This window comes from Pseudomonas sp. SJZ080 (genome assembly GCF_007828295.1).
Taxonomy (GTDB): Bacteria; Pseudomonadota; Gammaproteobacteria; order Pseudomonadales; family Pseudomonadaceae; genus Aquipseudomonas; species Aquipseudomonas migulae_A.
Window position 1 is genome coordinate 105,612 of sequence record NZ_VIUK01000010.1, and the last position, 16,583, is coordinate 122,194.

Genomic DNA, 16,583 nt, shown 5'->3' on the forward strand with positions numbered 1-16,583 from the left:
GGTTACCTCGATAGCTGATTGAGTTCTTGAGAGACGAGCGGGGTGCTCGCCAACGGCAGACGCAAGGTGAAACACGTGCCCTGGCCCGGCGTCGATTGCACTTCCATCTGCCCCTTGTGGTTGTTGGTGATGATGAAATACGAGACCGACAGCCCAAGCCCGGTGCCCTGGCCAATTTCCTTGGTGGTGAAGAACGGCTCGAAGGTGCGTTTGCGCACACTCTCGCTCATGCCGATGCCGTTGTCCTCGACCTGGATTTCCGCCCACGGCGGATTCAGCTTGGTACGCAGGATGATCCGCCCGGGCTCACGGTCATCTTCACGCTGGTGAATGGCTTGCGCGGCGTTTTTCAGCAGGTTGAGCAGCACTTGTTCGAGTTCGTTGGCGGTGCCGGGCACCGGGCCCAGCGCCGGATCGAACTGGCGAATGATCGCCTGGCCCTTGAAGTCGAAGCCGATCGCCAGGTCGAAATCGTTGCCGGCGATTTCCACGGCCTGATCGATCAGCGCCGGCAGATCGCACGGGGCCATTTGCCGGGTGCTGCGGCGGCTGAAACTGAGCATGTGAGTCACGATCTTCGCCGCCCGGGCACCGGCCTGCTGAATGCCGTCGAGCAGTTGCGGCACTTCACGTGCTTTCAGGTACTCGTTGACCGTGTCCAGTTCAATGCCGATTTGCTCGGCTTGCTCGAGGTTCTTCGGCAGATCGGGGGACAGGCGTCGGCGAATGTTCTGCACGTTATGCAGGATCGCGCCCAGCGGGTTGTTGATCTCGTGGGCCATGCCGGCGGCGAGGCCACCGACCGAGAGCATTTTTTCCGACTGCACCATCATTTCTTCCAGGGACAGACGCTGGGTGATGTCATCGATCCGGATCACCACCCCGCGCCCGGCGCCGCCCATCAACGGATAAAAAGTCAGGGCGTAATGTTTGGGTTCGTCATCCTTGAACCAGGTTACGCGCTCGATTTTCGCCACGGTGTGTTGCTCGACGGTCTGCTTGAGCTGCGGCAGAAACGGCTTGAGCGGTTCGAAGGCGAGGAAGATCGGCTGGTTCAGCGCTTCGTCCAGCCGCGTGCCGGAGAGGGCGCTGGCCTCCTGATTCCATTGCGTCACGTAAAGCTGCTCATCCAGGGCGATCAGCGCTGATGGCATGGAGTCGATGATGCTGTTGAGATAGTTCTGGAACCCGGTAAGTTTCTTTTCGATCTTGCTGCGCACCTGGACTTCAAGTTCCAGTTTGCGGTTGGTGTGACGGGTTTCCTCGGCCAGCCCCTGGGCCTGATCGTAAGCCGCCTGGGAATCGTCACGCGCACGTTTGAGTTGCTGCTCCCGCGCCTCGATTCGCGAGAGCATGGTATTGAAGGCCTCGGCCAGGCTGCCGATTTCGTCGTGGTTGCCGCGGGAAGCGCGCAGGGCGTAGTTCTCTTCCCGGGTCACTTGCCGGGACAGCTCCTCCAACTGATGAATCGGCCGGGTAATCAGGCGTTTGATCTGGCGGGCGATCACCAGCCACAACAACACACTGAAGATCAGGATACCGAGGCTGGCGGTCAACGTCCCGGTGTAGAAAGCCATTGGCAACTCGCTGCTGGCGACCAGTAACAAGTGGCCAGGCGCAGTGCCGGGGCGGGGCAGGGTGATCACCTGATTGCTGCGAAATTCAGTGGCTTGCCAGGATTCGAGATGGCGGAAGTGCTCCGGCAGGTTCAAGTGATCGCCACTTTGTAGCTGCGCCAGTCGTTCACCCTTGCCGTCATACAGCGCCGCTGCGCGCAATGGCGAGTAACTGTTGAGCTCATTGAGCAGCCGTTCGGCACTTTGCGGCGACTGCAACGCCTCGGACACCAGGCTCGGGTTGGACACCAGCCGGCCGATGGTCTGCAAGGCCTGGGGCGCCATGCTTTCCTGGGAAATGTAGTACGCGGCGCTGATGAAGGTCAGGTTGGCGACCAGCAAAACGGTGGTCAACAGCACCAGCAGGGCGGCCAGCAGTTTCTGGCCGACCGGAAGGTTTTCGAGGCGCTGGCGCAATGGCATCAGTTTTATCGCAGAAAAGGAACAAGTGGCCAGCGTAGCCGCTGCTCAGTCGCTGGGCAATCCAAGGCTGTGCAGATGGGTGATCAACCGCTGTTGCAACTGGTTGAGGTGCGGAAGGTTCAGCTGATGGCGCGAGGCAACTTTGCAGACGTAGCCCAGCAGGTAGCTGATTTCGGTTCGGCGTCGATTGGCGACGTCCTGGTACATAGAGGAGAAATTGGCCGCGGTCGCGTGAATCACCCGCTCGACTTCCTGCTGGAGGTGCTCGGCCGCTGCCGGCTGGCCGCAGCGTTCAAGCACTTCGGTCAGTTCACCGCAGAGGGTGGCGACTTCGCAGTGGTGGTTCTGCAAGCCGCCGTTACGGCAATCGTGCAGCACCGTCAGCGGATTGATCGCACAGTTGAGCGCGAGTTTGCGCCACAGCCTGGTGAGAATGTCGGTGCTCCACTCGTGGGGAATGCCGGCGGCACTGACGTCGTCCAGCCAGATCGGCGCCACCGGATGCCCGGCATCACCCAGCCAGGTGTAGCCGTGGCCGGCGAACACGACGCGCCAGTCGCCATCGCGAAACGCGCCTTCGGTGCTCGACGCATAAATGCAGCGCGCCTGCGGAATCTGCGCGGCGACGGCGTCCTGACTGCCGAGGCCGTTCTGGAGCAAAATCAATTCGGCATCGGGCGCCAGACGCGGCGCCAGTCGGGCCACGGCCTGCTCGGCGTCGTAGGCTTTGCAGGCCACCAGCAGGCGATTGATCGGCTCGTCGCTGTCGGCAGTCTCGCCCGGTATGTCCCAGGTTGTTGCTTCGCCATGCTCCACCAGCGTCAGCCCGCCCGCCGCCTGATAAGCCTGTAATCGCGCCGCATCACGAATAATCAGCCTGACCGGTACCCCGGCCCGCGCCAGACGCGTGGCCCATAAGGTGCCGAGGCTGCCGGCGCCCAGAACATGCCAGGTGGTGGACATCAGCTTTTTGCTCTGTTTGAGGCGCGCATCGGAGGCTCGCAGTGAATGATGGGAAAGACCCGTTATAATCAGCGCGGATTTTAACCGCAAGCCAGGCGTGCTCCATCTTGATCGAGCGCGCCCTTTATTGGAGAGATTACATGCCGTCGTTCGACGTGGTATCCGAACTGGACAAACACGAAGTCACCAACGCGGTCGAGAACGCCGTCAAGGAACTCGATCGTCGTTATGACCTGAAAGGCAAAGGCAGCTTCGAGTTCAAGGAAAAGGACCTGACCGTCAACCTGACCGCTGAAGCCGATTTCCAGCTCGAAGCGATGATTGAGATCCTCAAGCTGGCGCTGGTCAAGCGCAAAATCGACGTGCAGTGCCTTGAAGTCAAGGATGCCTATGCGTCGGGCAAGCTGATGAAGCAGGAAGCCGTCCTCAAGGAAGGCATCGACAAAGAGCTGGCGAAGAAAATCGTCGCTCACGTCAAGGACGCCAAGCTCAAGGTTCAAGCGGCCATTCAGGGCGAGCAAGTGCGCATCACCGGCAAGAAGCGTGACGATTTGCAGGAAGCCATTGCGGCCCTGCGCGCCAAGACGTTCGACATGCCGCTGCAGTTCAACAACTTCCGCGACTGATTGTTCAGGCGGGAACCTGTGGGAGCGGCGGTGCGACGATCCGACTTGCTCGCGAAAGCGGTGTGTCATTCAAAAGTGATATCGACTGATACGCCCACTTCGCGAGCAAGTCGGATCGTCGCACCGCCGCTCCCACTTCGATTGTGCTCAATCCGGTGGTTTTTTTCTGCCGCATAATTTTTTTTCGCGTGCCGGGTAGCCGGGAAATCAGGAGAATGTAGATGGACTTGAACGCTGAAGTGGACAACCTGGTCAAGGCGTCCCAAGCCTGGATTCCGATGATCATGGAATACGGCAGCCGCGTACTGCTGGCGATCATCACCCTGGCCATCGGCTGGTGGCTGATCAACAAAGTGACGCAGAAACTGGGCGGTTTGCTCGCGCTGCGAAACGCCGACCTGGCGCTGCAGGGGTTTATCAGCAGCCTGGCGAATATTATTCTCAAGGTTTTGCTGATCGTCAGCGTGGCCTCGATGATCGGCGTGGAAACGACTTCCTTCGTCGCGGCGATCGGTGCGGCGGGATTAGCCATCGGTCTGGCGTTGCAGGGCAGCCTGGCGAACTTCGCCGGTGGCGTGCTGATTCTGTTGTTCCGTCCTTTCCGTATCGGTGACTGGATCGAAGCCCAAGGGGTCGCTGGTACGGTCGACAGTATTCAGATCTTCCATACCGTGCTGCGTACGGGCGATAACAAAACCATCATCGTGCCTAACGGCAATTTGTCGAACGGCATCATCACCAACACTAACCGCCAGCCAACCCGCAAGGTTGTGTTTGATGTAGGTGTGGATTACGAAGCGGACTTGCAGAAGGCCCGTGAAGTGTTACTGGATCTGGCCAAGGATGAACGCATCCTGGCTGAACCGGCTCCGCAGGCAGTCATTTCTACCCTCGGTGACAGTTCGATCACTGTTTCCCTGCGCGTATGGGTGAAAACAGCGGATTACTGGGACGTGATGTTCATGTTTAACGAGCAGTCCCGTGACCGTTTGAAAACGGCCGGTATCGATATCCCGTTTCCACAGCGGGTGATTCGTGTGGTTCAGGAATCTGCCGTGCAGTAAGTGACAAACAGGCAACAAAAAAAGGCCCATCCGAAGATGGGCCTTTTATTTTGTTACCGCAAACTAACTGAATGCGATTACAAGATCGACAGTGGGTAGTCGACGATCACACGGAACTCTTTCACGTCGCCTTCACCTTCGTCGGCGTTAGCAAAGTGCCAAGCTTGACGGAAGCGAACGGACAGGTCTTTTGCCGGGCCAGACTGAACAACGTACTTGGCTTCGAAGTTGGTTTCGTTGTGCTTGCCATTGTCACCGTACAGGCCGGTGTAAGCGCTGCCTGCTGGAGTGTTGGTGCCGTCGATGTCCCAACCTTTCACGTAACGGGTCATGAAGCTCAGACCTGGAACGCCGTACTCAGCCATTTTCAGGTCGTAACGAACCTGGGCAGACTTCTCGCCAGGGGCGTTGAAGTCAGAGTACTGGATGGAGTTGGCGAGGAAGATCGAGTCGCCGCCGCGGTTGTTCTTGCCGATACCGATGTAGTCGAACGGGGTATCGCCATTAACCTTTTGGAAAGCCAGGGTAATGGTGTGCGCTTTCAGGAACGACAGAGCGGTTGCCAGCGAGAACGCGGTGTTGCTGATGTCACCAGCTTTCGCGTCACCGGTATCGGTGGTGCGGTAGATGTTGAAGTCAGTGTTCAGCGACGTGTCACCACCAAACGGAGTGGTGAGGTTCACGTTGGCGTAGTACTGGTTCCAGATGTCTTCCAGCTTGGCGCCATACAGCGATGCGGAAAGGTTATCGGTAATGCCGTACTTGCCACCGAAATAGTCGATGGTGTTGGCTTCAACGCCAGCGTAGGTTGCGTACAGGCCGCCGTCACGGGCGTTTTTGTCCTGGCTGGAACCCGAGTAGAAGTGACCGGCTTCGAGGTCAAGGTCTTTGACTTCGCTGCTTTGCAGTTGGAAACCGCTGGCAACTTGCGGAAGGATACGGGAACCGCCAACTGCAAACACTGGAGCAGTGCTTGGGGACATGTCGCCGACTTTCAGCTCGGTTTTGGAGACGCGGAATTTAACGGCAGCGCCGGCTTTACCCTGGCTGTCGTTGACGTCGCGGCCACCGTTGGCGTTGACGGTGTCGCTACGGCTCATGTTGCCCGAACCGGAAGTGCCATCGCCGCCATCCAGTTTGATGGCCAGGTAACCGAATGCATCAACACCAACGCCTACAGTACCCTGGGTGTAACCGGAGTTGTAGGTACCCCAAAGACCTTGGGTCCAGTCTTTGACGTCGCGGCCGCCGTCTTTGTTGTCACGGTTGAAGTAGTAGTTGCGAACCAGCAAGTTCAGCGAGCTGTCTTCAACAAAACCTTTGGCTTCAGCCTGGTCACTTACGAAAGGTGCGGCCATAGCCACTTGAGTACTGGCTGCTGCTGCAACTGCCAGTGCGATCATGCTCCACTTCATCACGCGCATCGTGATTTGCTCCTTTGGTTTTAGAAGAGTACTGCCGTCCCACCTGTTTTATTATCTGGGCGGCTCTTTCTTTTTGTGTCGGCGCAAACTTATATCACGCCGACCATGTTGGCGATACTTGCGCATCTAACCTTTCAGCTTCTTTACGACCCTGTCGCAAACGGCTTGGTAGATGTCGCAAATTTACAGCCCCAATGCAATAGGAATGACAACTTCAACGCTGTTTTCCGGGGGTTGAGCATCGGTAAAAAGAGTCCTTGGTGAAACGTGTGAATCTCCATCGGGCAATCCTGCCACTGTTTTTATTGCCTTGAAGGCTTCCACTTCCAGCGGACGCTTTGAAGGCGATGTGAGTGTGAATGCAACAAGCGTGCACAAATCAGAAATTCGCTGTTTTTTTTTCTGAACGCCTGCCTGTTACCGTAAAAACCTCATAAAACCGGGGGTTACAAGCACCTTTTGATGAGACTTGACGCCATGGTTTGCATCGTGTTGCACCTCCCTGGCCGACTGCGCGACAACCAAAAACGTTACCGGTTCACCCCCTCAGTGAGTACTTGGCGGATGCCCGACGCACTGAGCGTAGACGCACTGTGCGGTTTTGGTGCAAAAAATCTTAATCGCTGTACTGAATTCATACAGTGTTGCCTGTCGTAGAGCGTGAACAGGCCTTGGTTTATTGGTCACTTCAGTGTTTTTTGCGTGGCTGGCGGTTCTGTAATGGTGCGCTCACGCAAAAAATGTCTCATGTCGGAGCGGTCTTGTGGGTGATGGCTGCGCTTCGACAGTCGTACGTCGTGAAGCCGGCGACGTTCGCAGGTATGCTGCCGTCCTGTCGCTTGGTGCGCCGTCTCTCAGAATGGGCGCTAAGCTGAAAATGATGAGCTACCGGGAGTGCGCGCTGTGTTCGCTTTAGATCCACGACTTCAACAAGACACGTTACCGATCGGGGATTTCCCGCTCAGCCGGCTGCTGTTGTCCAATGATTCGAACTACCCGTGGTTCATCCTGGTGCCGCGTCGCGATGATATCAGCGAGATATTTCAGTTGGATGTCGCCGATCAGCGGCAGCTGTGGCAGGAAACGACCGCGCTGGCCGAAATGCTCAAGGACTCGTTCGACGCGGACAAGTTGAATGTCGCGGCCCTGGGTAACGTTGTCAGTCAGTTGCACATGCATGTGATTGTGCGTAAGCGCGAGGATGCTGCCTGGCCCGCGCCGGTATGGGGTAAACACCCGGCCAAACCGTACACGGCGGAGCAGATCGCGGTCATTCGCGAGCGGTTGCGTCTGGTGTTGACCGATGATTTCACGTTTCTGGAGGGTTGAATCATGAGCCTGGAAGAACGCGTTACCGATCTGGAGAGCCAGCTGGCGTTTCAGGATGACACCATCCAGGCATTGAGCGATGTGCTGGCGACGCAACAGCGTGCGGTGGAACGCCTGCAACTGCAAATGGCAGCCCTGCTCAAGCGGCAGGAGGAAATGGCCGGTCAGTTCGAAACCTTTGAAGAAGAGGCGCCACCGCCGCATTACTAGCTTTTGTTTCAAGGTTTCTTGTTAAACAAAAGGCAATAAAAAACCGCGAACAGCCAGGCTGCTCGCGGTTTTTTTTAGCCTTGAATCAGCGTCGCGGCAACGCGGCGATCACGTCTTCGGCTTGCAGGCCCTTGTCACGATTCATGACGGAGAACTCCACGCGCTGGCCTTCGACCAGAACGCGATGGCCTTCGCCACGGATGGCCCGGAAATGCACGAAAATATCATCGCCGGAATCACGGGAAATGAAGCCGAAGCCTTTGGAAGTGTTGAACCACTTGACGGTGCCGGTATCGCGGTTGCTCATGTCATAGCTTGGCGAGGCGGTGGCCGGTGAGGATTTGTAGAAACTGATGGCCAGGTGCAGAAGAACGGCGATCAGGGCAGCCACCAGGCTGAACAGAACGGCAGGTTGACCGGCGATGACAGGCATCGGCGCCAGCAGCGTCAGCGTTTGCAGAACAACAGTCAGAACCAGCAGGGCGCTGACCAGGTTTTGCAGTTGATGACGCGGACCTTTGTTCCAGTACGGAATGACAGGTGCGAGGGTGAGATTGAGCAGGCCGAAAAAGGCCAGGTACAGCGCATCGGGTTGTTGCAGGTAAGGAACAGCTTCGGATCGCAGGCTAGGGATGAAGGACAGCAGCAGGGCTGCTGCGCCCATTAGCAGGTGGACGATTTTCAACATTTTGATTAACTCACGTTAAGACGGATCGCAAGGAAGAGCTGATGGGGGTGCGGTTCGCTTCAGAACTATAAGAGGCGTTGGGCACGCACCCGGTATCAGCCTATGCGCAGCGCCCCGAAAAAATAGGCGCCAGCGACACACCGTCTATTTAACAGCAAAGCTTGCAGCTACTCAAATCAGGGAGTCCAGCGGTGCATCGGAGGCGATTTGTCGCAGGTCTCGGGGGCTATCCGGGCTGCGGTTGCGCGACAGGCTTGCTAGAGTGGTCCTGCACCTGTCGGATGAAATTCATCACCTTTAGGGGAAAAACATGGCAATCGATATCGGTATCAGTGAAGAGGACCGCAAGTCCATCGTCGACGGACTTTCGCGTCTGCTGTCGGACACTTATGTACTTTATTTGAAAACCCATAACTTCCATTGGAATGTCACCGGTCCCATGTTCCGGACCCTGCACCTGATGTTCGAGGAGCAATACAACGAGTTGGCCCTGGCGGTCGATTCGATTGCCGAACGAATTCGTGCGCTCGGTTTTCCTGCTCCGGGCGCCTACTCGATTTATGCGCGCCTTTCTTCTATTAAGGAGGAGTCGGGCGTGCCAAGCGCAGAAGACATGATCAAGCAACTTGTCGAAGGGCAGGAAGCCGTCACGCGGACTGCGCGCGGGATCTTTCCCTTGCTCGACAAAGTCAGCGACGAGCCAACGGCGGACTTGCTGACCCAGCGCATGCAGGTTCACGAGAAAACCGCGTGGATGTTGCGTTCATTGCTGGACCAGTAACGCTGCCGGTGCGCGGATGACGCTGCCCGGTGTCGTTCGCGCCCTGTCCTTCGGAGCCTGTTCGTTGAAGGATCTTGCCCCCGATCGTGTAGGACGTTGTCCTGACTAGGACGGTCTCCATGATCCGCCTTCAGTTGTTGGCTTATCCTACGTTGATGGTCATAAAGTCATCTGGATATAACTTTGCGCCTGCGCTTTTATAAGACCCGCAACATGGCTCTTATAGAAACCAGGGATGGCAAAGGAGTGTCAACGGATGGTTTATGAAAGCAGGTTAAACGAGGGGAGGCTGGGTCCGTTCAAGGAAGTAAGGATCGATCCGTTTGTCAGTGAATTCGACATGGGCCTGGCTCGGCCATTATCACGCTCGGTACGTTTGAATGGCTTTGCCACCTGCTTGCGACTCGAGCAGGTGTATTGGAATATTTTGGCAGAAATGGCCAGGATCAATTGCTGCTCGGTCAGTGCCCTGCTGTCCCAGGTGGATCGCGAAGTGCATTTGCGGCACGGCGGGGTGAAGAACTTCAGTGGGCTGGTACGGGTGGTTTGCGTTGTGCACAGCCTGAAGGAGGGGAGTTGCGTCGTCATGGCGTAGCCGTGGCAGTGGAATGGCCTCGAGTGTCGGTCTGTGCAGTCTTACGGCTGCACAGGCTGCATTTAATGGATATAATCCCGCTCTTTGCCGCAAAACCCAGCGTGCGCGGTAGCAATCTGATCGCCGAGACAACCCCCATGCCGATGTACGACTATCAATGTGCTTCCTGTGGTCATCAGTTGGAAGCCATTCAAAAGATCAGCGCAGCACCGCTGGTCGACTGCCCTGCCTGCCAGGCGCCAGAGCTCAAGAAGATGCTGTCCATGCCGGGCTTCCGCCTCAGTGGCACCGGCTGGTACGAAACCGATTTCAAGACCGGTTCCAAGAAGAATCTGGCCGGCGGCGACAAAGCCGACTAGGGTCTGGAACCTGAGTTGAACGACACGTGCGAGCTCTTGCGTCATCCCGAATGCAAGGCCTCCAACCGAATTTCGAATTACGAGAAGTGAAACCACTACCATGATGCGCAGCCATTATTGCGGCCAACTGAACGAAAGCCTGGAAGGCCAGGAAATTACCCTTTGCGGATGGGTTCACCGTCGCCGTGACCACGGTGGGGTGATTTTCCTCGATATCCGTGATCGTGACGGTCTGGCCCAGGTGGTGTTCGACCCGGACCGCGCCGATAGCTTCGCCGCCGCCGATCGCGTGCGCAGCGAGTACGTCGTGAAGATCACCGGCAAGGTCCGCCTGCGTCCGGCCGGTGCCACGAACGCCAACATGGCTTCGGGCATGATCGAAGTCCTGGGCTACGAGCTGGAAGTGCTGAACGAGTCGGAAACCCCGCCGTTCCCACTGAACGAGTTCTCCGACGTCGGCGAAGAAACCCGCCTGCGTTATCGCTTCCTTGATCTGCGTCGCCCGGAAATGGCCGAGAAGCTGCGTCTGCGTTCGCGCATGACCACCAGCATCCGCCGCTATCTGGACGAGAACGGCTTCCTCGACGTCGAGACGCCGATCCTGACCCGTGCCACGCCTGAAGGCGCACGCGACTACCTGGTGCCGAGCCGTACTCACGCCGGTTCGTTCTTCGCCCTGCCGCAATCGCCGCAGCTGTTCAAGCAATTGCTGATGGTGGCCGGCTTCGACCGTTACTACCAGATCGCCAAATGCTTCCGCGACGAAGACCTGCGTGCCGACCGTCAGCCTGAATTCACCCAGATCGACATCGAAACCAGCTTCCTCGATGAAAAAGACATCATGGGCCTCACCGAAGGCATGATCCGCAACCTGTTCAAGGAAGTGCTGGATCTGGAATTCGGCGACTTCCCGCACATGACCTTCGAAGAAGCCATGCGTCGTTACGGTTCCGACAAGCCGGACCTGCGTAACCCGCTGGAACTGGTGGACGTTGCCGACCAGCTCAAAGAAGTCGACTTCAAGGTCTTCAGCGGTCCTGCCAACGATCCGAAATGCCGTGTTGCCGCCTTGCGCGTTCCGGGCGCAGCGAGCATGCCGCGCAAGCAGATCGACGATTACACCAAGTTCGTCGGCATCTACGGTGCCAAGGGCCTGGCGTACATCAAGGTCAACGAGCGCGCCAAAGGCGTTGAAGGCCTGCAGTCGCCAATCGTCAAGAACATCCCTGAAGCCAACCTCAACGTGATCCTCGATCGCGTGGGTGCGGTCGATGGCGACATCGTGTTCTTCGGCGCTGACAAGGCCAAGATCGTCAGCGAAGCCCTGGGCGCGTTGCGGATCAAGGTCGGCAACGACCTGGACCTGCTGACCTGCAAGTGGGCGCCAATGTGGGTCGTCGACTTCCCGATGTTCGAAGAAAACGACGACGGCAGCTTCACTGCCTTGCACCACCCGTTCACCGCGCCGAAATGCACCCCGCAAGAGCTGGAAGCCAACCCGGCGACCGCGCTGTCGCGTGCCTACGACATGGTTCTGAACGGTACCGAGCTGGGTGGCGGTTCGATCCGTATCCACCGCAAGGAAATGCAGCAGACCGTGTTCCGACTGTTGGGTATCGATGAAGCGGAACAGGAAGAGAAGTTCGGCTTCCTGCTCGATGCGCTGAAGTACGGTGCGCCGCCACACGGTGGCCTGGCCTTCGGTCTGGACCGACTGGTGATGCTGATGACGGGCGCCCAGTCGATCCGTGAAGTGATCGCATTCCCGAAAACCCAGAGCGCGGCTGACGTCATGACTCAGGCACCGGGTGCTGTAGATGCCAAGGCATTGCGCGAACTGCACATTCGTCTGCGCGAAACGCCAAAAGCTGAGTAAGGCTGACCGCAAAGGCGCATCCTTCCCGGATGCGCCTTTTCTTTAGGTCGAGATTTTTGTATTGCTGGCTGGTGCATCGTGCACAGCGGGCAACGTTTCAAAGAAAATTCGGAGCGAGTTATGGCGGGTCATTCCAAGTGGGCGAACATCAAGCACCGCAAAGAACGTCAGGATGCCAAGAAGGGCAAGATTTTCACCAAGTGGATTCGTGAGCTGACCGTTGCGGCCCGTCAGGGCGGCGGTGATCCGGGCTCCAATCCGCGTCTGCGTCTGGCGCTGGACAAGGCGCTGGGTGCGAACATGAGTCGCGACATCATCGATCGCGCGGTGGCCCGCGGTGCCGGTGCTGCCGACACCGACGACATGGTCGAACTGAGCTACGAAGGCTACGGCCCGGGTGGCGTGGCGGTGATGGTCGAGTGCATGACCGACAACCGCAATCGCACCGCAGCAGCTGTTCGCCATGCGTTCAGCAAGTGCGGCGGCAACCTGGGTACCGACGGTTCGGTGGCCTATCTGTTCGAGCGCAAGGGGCAGATTTCCTTCGCGCCGGGCGTTGATGAGGACGCCTTGATCGAAGCGGCCATGGAAGCGGACGCTGATGATGTGGTCACCAACGAAGATGGCTCCATCGACGTGTTCACCTCGTTCGCCGGGTTCTACTCCGTGCGTAACGCATTGGAAGCGGCCGGTTTCAAAGGTGATGATGCGGAAATCGTGATGCTGCCGACCACCAGTGCCGAACTGGACCTGGAAGGCGCCGAGAAAATCCTCAAGCTGATCGACATGCTTGAAGACCTGGATGATGTGCAGAACGTCTATTCCAATGCGGATATCCCTGAAGCAGTGGTCGCACAGCTCGGTTAAGGGGTCACAAAATCTGTAGGAGCCGGCTTGCTGGCGATGAGGTCCTCAAGTCTTGAACTGCCTTAAGGCCGCCATCGCCAGCGAGCCGGCTCCTACAGGTCGGGTTGCCTTCGCGTAATGTGTGATCTGCAGGCCTCACCCTTTTAAGCTGCAGGCGTTATGACTTTAATTCTTGGTATCGACCCCGGTTCGCGCATTACCGGTTACGGCGTGGTACGCGATACCGGGCGTGGCTGCGTGTACGTGGCGTCGGGCTGCATTCGCACCGGTTCCGGCGAACTGCATGAGCGTTTGCAAATCGTCTATCGCGGCGTGCGGGAGGTCATCCAGACCTACGGCCCGGTCACCATGGGCATCGAAAAGGTGTTCATGGCACGCAACGCCGACTCCGCGTTGAAACTCGGCCAGGCGCGCGGTGCGGCAATCGTTGCCGGCGCCGAAGAAAACCTCGAAATCGCCGAATACACCGCAACTCAGGTCAAGCAAGCCGTAACCGGGACCGGTGCGGCCAATAAAGAGCAGGTGCAGATGATGGTCATGCACATGCTGAAATTGATCAGCAAGCCGCAAATCGATGCCTCGGATGCCCTGGCCATTGCCATTTGTCATGCTCACACCCGTTCCAGCCTGTTGCCTCATGGCTTGGGTACGGCACGCAGTCGTGGCGGGCGCCTGCGTCTCTGATAGCATCAGCAGTCATTTTTACGGAATGAGGGTTTTGCGCCTGTGTTGTCGGCGCAAAACCTTTGTTCTGTCAGTCGCCAGCACCGGTCTGGCCAACGCTCAAGGATCTGAAACGTGATTGGACGCTTGCGCGGCACACTGGCTGAGAAACAGCCGCCGCACCTGATTCTGGATGTAAACGGTCTGGGGTATGAGCTTGAAGTGCCCATGACTACGCTGTATCGCTTGCCGTCGGTCGGTGAACCGCTGACGCTGCACACCCATTTGGTCGTACGCGAAGACGCGCAGTTACTCTATGGCTTCGCCAGCAAGCGTGAGCGAGACTTTTTTCGTGAGTTGATCCGTCTCAATGGTGTGGGGCCGAAACTGGCGCTGGCCTTGATGTCGAGCCTGGAAGTCGATGAACTGGTACGTTGCGTGCAATCCCAGGACACCTCGGCGCTGACCAAGGTGCCGGGCGTGGGCAAGAAGACGGCCGAGCGTCTGCTGGTGGAACTCAAGGATCGCTTCAAAGCCTGGGAAACCGTACCGGCGATGTTCGCGTTGGTGCCAAACCAGCCCGGTGGGCCAGATGCGCCGCATCCGGTCGCGACCGCCGAAAATGACGCGGTCAGCGCGCTGATCTCCCTGGGCTACAAACCGCAGGAGGCCAGCAAGGCTATTTCCGCGATCAAGGAGAAAGGTTTGAGCAGTGAAGACATGATTCGTCGTGCCCTGAAGGGAATGATCTAAGTGATTGAAGCTGATCGTCTGATAGCCGCCACGCCTGGCCCTCGCGACCGCGAGGAAGTCCAGGACCGGGCGATTCGTCCTGTCAGTCTGGCCGAATACATTGGTCAGCCGACCGTTCGCGAGCAAATGGAGCTGTTCATCCAGGCTGCCCGTGGACGTAACGAATCCCTGGACCACACGCTGATCTTCGGCCCGCCTGGCCTGGGTAAAACCACCTTGGCCAACATCATCGCCCAAGAGATGGGCGTGTCGATCAAAAGCACCTCCGGCCCGGTCCTCGAGCGTCCCGGTGACCTGGCCGCGCTGCTGACCAACCTTGAACCTCACGACGTGCTGTTCATTGACGAAATCCATCGGTTGTCGCCGATTGTCGAAGAAGTGCTGTACCCGGCCATGGAAGATTTCCAGCTCGACATCATGATTGGCGAAGGGCCGGCTGCGCGTTCGATCAAACTGGATTTGCCACCGTTCACGCTGGTGGGGGCGACGACTCGCGCCGGCATGCTGACCAATCCGTTGCGTGACCGTTTCGGCATCGTCCAGCGCCTCGAGTTCTACAGCACGGCTGATCTGGCGACGATTGTCAGCCGCTCGGCGAACATCCTCGGTTTGCCGCTGGATCCGGAAGGCGCCTTCGAAATCGCGCGCCGTGCCCGTGGTACGCCGCGGATTGCCAACCGTTTGTTACGTCGGGTGCGCGATTTCGCTGAAGTTCGCGCCAAGGGCCACATCACTAAACCGATTGCCGACCTTGCCTTGAATCTTCTGGATGTCGATGAGCGTGGCTTCGACCACCAGGATCGACGTTTGCTGTTGACCATGATCGAGAAGTTCGACGGTGGACCGGTCGGCGTCGACAGTCTGGCTGCCGCGATCAGCGAAGAGCGCCACACCATTGAAGACGTGCTGGAGCCGTACCTGATCCAGCAGGGCTACATCATGCGCACACCGCGGGGGCGGGTGGTCACTCGGCATGCCTATCTGCATTTCGGTTTAAATATTCCGTCACGATTGGGCGAGATGCCCGTGGTAGACGAGTTCCTCGATGCCGTGGACGATTAATTAACATTTGCGGGCAGATTTTTCGGGCATTGTGCTGTCCTAGGACCGTGGTTTTGCCTGAAAGCCGTGAATCAATGAAAAACAGTTGCCTGGCCGGATTGGCAACCTGAGGAGTAAGCACTAGAGTATGCGCGCGCAAAACGGGCTTGAGCCTTTCGCACTTCGTTGTCGCGTTTATTACGAGGACACCGATGCGGGCGGCATCGTGTATTACGTTAATTACCTCAAGTTTATGGAACGGGCTCGAACCGAGCGGCTCCGGGAGCTGGGCTTTGCCCAATCCCAGCTGGCAGGGGAGGACCTGTTGTTTGTCGTGCATTCCAGCGAAGCGCGTTATCACGCGCCGGCGCGACTGGACGACGAACTCCTGGTAAGCGCTGAAGTAATCGAATTGAACCGTGTCAGCCTGCGCTTCAAACAGCAGGTCAGGCGAGCCACGGATAATGCGCTGCTCTGCGAAGGGCAGTTTTTGGTGGCCTGTGTGCGCACTGAAAGTTTAAAACCCCGGGCCATTCCCGAAGCTCTACGTGCGGCCTTTGCCGACGTGAGCGGCGCGGGTACACACTCAAAGCAGGAGATAAAGCGTGGAAGCTAACGTCGTCGACCATTCCTCCATGTGGAGCCTGGTCAGCAATGCCAGTATCGTGGTGCAACTGGTAATGCTGATCCTGGTAGCCGCATCGGTGACCTCATGGATCATGATCTTTCAGCGCAGCAACTTGCTGCGCGCCGGTCGACGTGCCCTGGAGAGCTTTGAAGAGCGCTTCTGGTCGGGCATCGACCTGTCCAAACTCTACCGTCAGGCTGGCAGCAATCCTGATCCGGATTCGGGCGTAGAGCAGATCTTCCGTGCCGGTTTCAAGGAATTCTCCCGTCTGCGCCAGCAGCCAGGCGTTGACCCGGAAGCGGTCATGGAAGGCGTTGCCCGTGCCATGCGCGTAGCCATTTCCCGCGAAGAAGAAAAGCTCGAGCAAAGCCTGCCGTTCCTCGCCACTGTCGGCTCCGTCAGCCCGTACATCGGTCTGTTCGGTACGGTCTGGGGCATCATGAACTCCTTCCGTGGTCTGGCGACTGCCCAGCAAGCGACCCTGGCCACTGTGGCTCCAGGTATTGCCGAGGCACTGATTGCCACCGCGATCGGTCTGTTCGCAGCCATCCCGGCCGTTATCGCCTACAACCGTTTTGCCGCTCGCAGCGAAACGCTGATCAGCCGTTACTACACCTTCGCCGATGAATTCCAGGCGATCCTGCACCGCAAAGTGCACACCAGCGAAGAATAAGCAG

At 57.9% G+C, this 16,583-nt stretch carries 18 protein-coding genes; 14 read left to right on the forward strand and 4 right to left on the reverse strand.

From position 1 onward, the window contains the following. Positions 1 to 2: 2 nt before the first annotated feature. Together FBY04_RS15290 and FBY04_RS15295 are read right to left on the reverse strand one after the other, a co-directional pair. Positions 3 to 2,039, reverse strand: a complete 2,037-nt coding sequence (locus FBY04_RS15290) for a HAMP domain-containing sensor histidine kinase (RefSeq protein WP_145315722.1) — start codon at positions 2,037 to 2,039, stop codon at positions 3 to 5. 45 nt (positions 2,040 to 2,084) lie between these two features. Next, entirely contained in the window at positions 2,085 to 3,002 is a 918-nt protein-coding gene (locus tag FBY04_RS15295; RefSeq protein WP_145315723.1) for a putative 2-dehydropantoate 2-reductase, read from the reverse strand. A gap of 140 nt (positions 3,003 to 3,142) precedes the next feature. Here FBY04_RS15295 and FBY04_RS15300 point away from each other — a divergent pair, with 140 nt between their 5' ends. After that, entirely contained in the window at positions 3,143 to 3,628 is a 486-nt protein-coding gene (locus FBY04_RS15300; RefSeq protein ID WP_018926510.1) for a YajQ family cyclic di-GMP-binding protein, read from the forward strand. 221 nt (positions 3,629 to 3,849) lie between these two features. After that, positions 3,850 to 4,692 carry a mechanosensitive ion channel family protein gene (locus FBY04_RS15310; RefSeq protein ID WP_084318951.1) on the forward strand — a complete coding sequence of 281 codons (843 nt, stop codon included), beginning with the start codon at positions 3,850 to 3,852 and terminating at the stop codon, positions 4,690 to 4,692. A 77-nt stretch (positions 4,693 to 4,769) separates the two neighbouring features. Here the strand turns inward: FBY04_RS15310 and FBY04_RS15315 are convergent, their stop codons facing one another. After that, on the reverse strand, positions 4,770 to 6,116 hold the full coding sequence (locus FBY04_RS15315) for an OprD family porin (protein ID WP_145315724.1): 1,347 nt from the start codon (positions 6,114 to 6,116) through the stop codon (positions 4,770 to 4,772). A 903-nt stretch (positions 6,117 to 7,019) separates the two neighbouring features. Between FBY04_RS15315 and FBY04_RS15320 the strand changes: the two genes are divergently transcribed. Both FBY04_RS15320 and FBY04_RS15325 read left to right on the forward strand, forming a co-directional pair. After that, positions 7,020 to 7,445: an HIT domain-containing protein gene (locus FBY04_RS15320; RefSeq protein ID WP_084318955.1), complete on the forward strand. Its 426-nt coding sequence runs from the start codon at positions 7,020 to 7,022 to the stop codon at positions 7,443 to 7,445. A 3-nt stretch (positions 7,446 to 7,448) separates the two neighbouring features. Further along, positions 7,449 to 7,655, forward strand: coding sequence for a SlyX family protein (locus FBY04_RS15325; protein ID WP_008029236.1), 207 nt, complete (start codon positions 7,449 to 7,451; stop codon positions 7,653 to 7,655). Positions 7,656 to 7,740: 85 nt separating this feature from the next. Here the strand turns inward: FBY04_RS15325 and FBY04_RS33040 are convergent, their stop codons facing one another. After that, entirely contained in the window at positions 7,741 to 8,343 is a 603-nt protein-coding gene (locus FBY04_RS33040) for a cold-shock protein (RefSeq protein WP_017340476.1), read from the reverse strand. A gap of 310 nt (positions 8,344 to 8,653) precedes the next feature. On the opposite strand from FBY04_RS33040, the gene FBY04_RS15335 reads away from it, so the two are divergent. The 10 genes from FBY04_RS15335 (at position 8,654) to tolQ (ending at position 16,579) form a co-directional block, all read left to right on the forward strand. Next, a complete protein-coding gene (locus FBY04_RS15335; RefSeq protein WP_084318959.1) occupies positions 8,654 to 9,124 on the forward strand; it encodes a Dps family protein in 471 nt (156 codons plus the stop codon). Positions 9,125 to 9,380: 256 nt separating this feature from the next. After that, positions 9,381 to 9,719, forward strand: a complete 339-nt coding sequence (locus FBY04_RS15340; RefSeq protein ID WP_084318961.1) for a ribbon-helix-helix domain-containing protein — start codon at positions 9,381 to 9,383, stop codon at positions 9,717 to 9,719. Between the two features lie 137 nt (positions 9,720 to 9,856). Beyond that, a complete protein-coding gene (locus FBY04_RS15345; RefSeq protein ID WP_010457489.1) occupies positions 9,857 to 10,078 on the forward strand; it encodes an FmdB family zinc ribbon protein in 222 nt (73 codons plus the stop codon). 100 nt (positions 10,079 to 10,178) lie between these two features. Next, positions 10,179 to 11,954, forward strand: a complete 1,776-nt coding sequence (aspS, locus tag FBY04_RS15350; RefSeq protein WP_084318963.1) for an aspartate--tRNA ligase — start codon at positions 10,179 to 10,181, stop codon at positions 11,952 to 11,954. A gap of 120 nt (positions 11,955 to 12,074) precedes the next feature. Further along, the gene (locus tag FBY04_RS15355) at positions 12,075 to 12,821 is read left to right on the forward strand and encodes a YebC/PmpR family DNA-binding transcriptional regulator (protein WP_084318965.1); all 747 of its coding nucleotides are present in this window, start codon (positions 12,075 to 12,077) and stop codon (positions 12,819 to 12,821) included. 159 nt (positions 12,822 to 12,980) lie between these two features. Further along, positions 12,981 to 13,505 (forward strand): crossover junction endodeoxyribonuclease RuvC, encoded by a 525-nt coding sequence (gene ruvC / locus FBY04_RS15360; RefSeq protein WP_017340471.1) that lies wholly within the window; start codon positions 12,981 to 12,983, stop codon positions 13,503 to 13,505. 114 nt (positions 13,506 to 13,619) lie between these two features. After that, positions 13,620 to 14,237 carry a Holliday junction branch migration protein RuvA gene (gene ruvA / locus FBY04_RS15365; protein WP_017340470.1) on the forward strand — a complete coding sequence of 206 codons (618 nt, stop codon included), beginning with the start codon at positions 13,620 to 13,622 and terminating at the stop codon, positions 14,235 to 14,237. Continuing rightward, on the forward strand, positions 14,238 to 15,299 hold the full coding sequence (ruvB, locus tag FBY04_RS15370; RefSeq protein WP_008027785.1) for a Holliday junction branch migration DNA helicase RuvB: 1,062 nt from the start codon (positions 14,238 to 14,240) through the stop codon (positions 15,297 to 15,299). It begins immediately after the preceding gene. A 127-nt stretch (positions 15,300 to 15,426) separates the two neighbouring features. Then, a complete protein-coding gene (ybgC, locus tag FBY04_RS15375) occupies positions 15,427 to 15,894 on the forward strand; it encodes a tol-pal system-associated acyl-CoA thioesterase (protein WP_084318967.1) in 468 nt (155 codons plus the stop codon). After that, positions 15,884 to 16,579, forward strand: coding sequence for a protein TolQ (tolQ, locus tag FBY04_RS15380; RefSeq protein WP_017340467.1), 696 nt, complete (start codon positions 15,884 to 15,886; stop codon positions 16,577 to 16,579). Before ybgC ends, tolQ begins: the two co-directional genes overlap by 11 nt. The last annotated feature ends 4 nt before the right edge of the window (positions 16,580 to 16,583 follow it).

Bases quoted from the DNA above. Each gene is read 5' to 3' on its own strand.
- FBY04_RS15290 (WP_145315722.1), bottom strand. From the start codon at position 2,039: ATGCCATTGCGCCAGCGCCTCGAAAACCTTCCGGTCGGCCAGAAACTG.
- FBY04_RS15295 (WP_145315723.1), bottom strand. From the start codon at position 3,002: ATGTCCACCACCTGGCATGTTCTGGGCGCCGGCAGCCTCGGCACCTTA.
- FBY04_RS15300 (WP_018926510.1), top strand. From the start codon at position 3,143: ATGCCGTCGTTCGACGTGGTATCCGAACTGGACAAACACGAAGTCACC.
- FBY04_RS15310 (WP_084318951.1), top strand. From the start codon at position 3,850: ATGGACTTGAACGCTGAAGTGGACAACCTGGTCAAGGCGTCCCAAGCC.
- FBY04_RS15315 (WP_145315724.1), bottom strand. From the start codon at position 6,116: ATGCGCGTGATGAAGTGGAGCATGATCGCACTGGCAGTTGCAGCAGCA.
- FBY04_RS15325 (WP_008029236.1), top strand. From the start codon at position 7,449: ATGAGCCTGGAAGAACGCGTTACCGATCTGGAGAGCCAGCTGGCGTTT.
- FBY04_RS33040 (WP_017340476.1), bottom strand. From the start codon at position 8,343: ATGTTGAAAATCGTCCACCTGCTAATGGGCGCAGCAGCCCTGCTGCTG.
- FBY04_RS15335 (WP_084318959.1), top strand. From the start codon at position 8,654: ATGGCAATCGATATCGGTATCAGTGAAGAGGACCGCAAGTCCATCGTC.
- FBY04_RS15340 (WP_084318961.1), top strand. From the start codon at position 9,381: ATGGTTTATGAAAGCAGGTTAAACGAGGGGAGGCTGGGTCCGTTCAAG.
- FBY04_RS15345 (WP_010457489.1), top strand. From the start codon at position 9,857: ATGCCGATGTACGACTATCAATGTGCTTCCTGTGGTCATCAGTTGGAA.
- aspS (WP_084318963.1), top strand. From the start codon at position 10,179: ATGATGCGCAGCCATTATTGCGGCCAACTGAACGAAAGCCTGGAAGGC.
- FBY04_RS15355 (WP_084318965.1), top strand. From the start codon at position 12,075: ATGGCGGGTCATTCCAAGTGGGCGAACATCAAGCACCGCAAAGAACGT.
- ruvC (WP_017340471.1), top strand. From the start codon at position 12,981: ATGACTTTAATTCTTGGTATCGACCCCGGTTCGCGCATTACCGGTTAC.
- ybgC (WP_084318967.1), top strand. From the start codon at position 15,427: ATGCGCGCGCAAAACGGGCTTGAGCCTTTCGCACTTCGTTGTCGCGTT.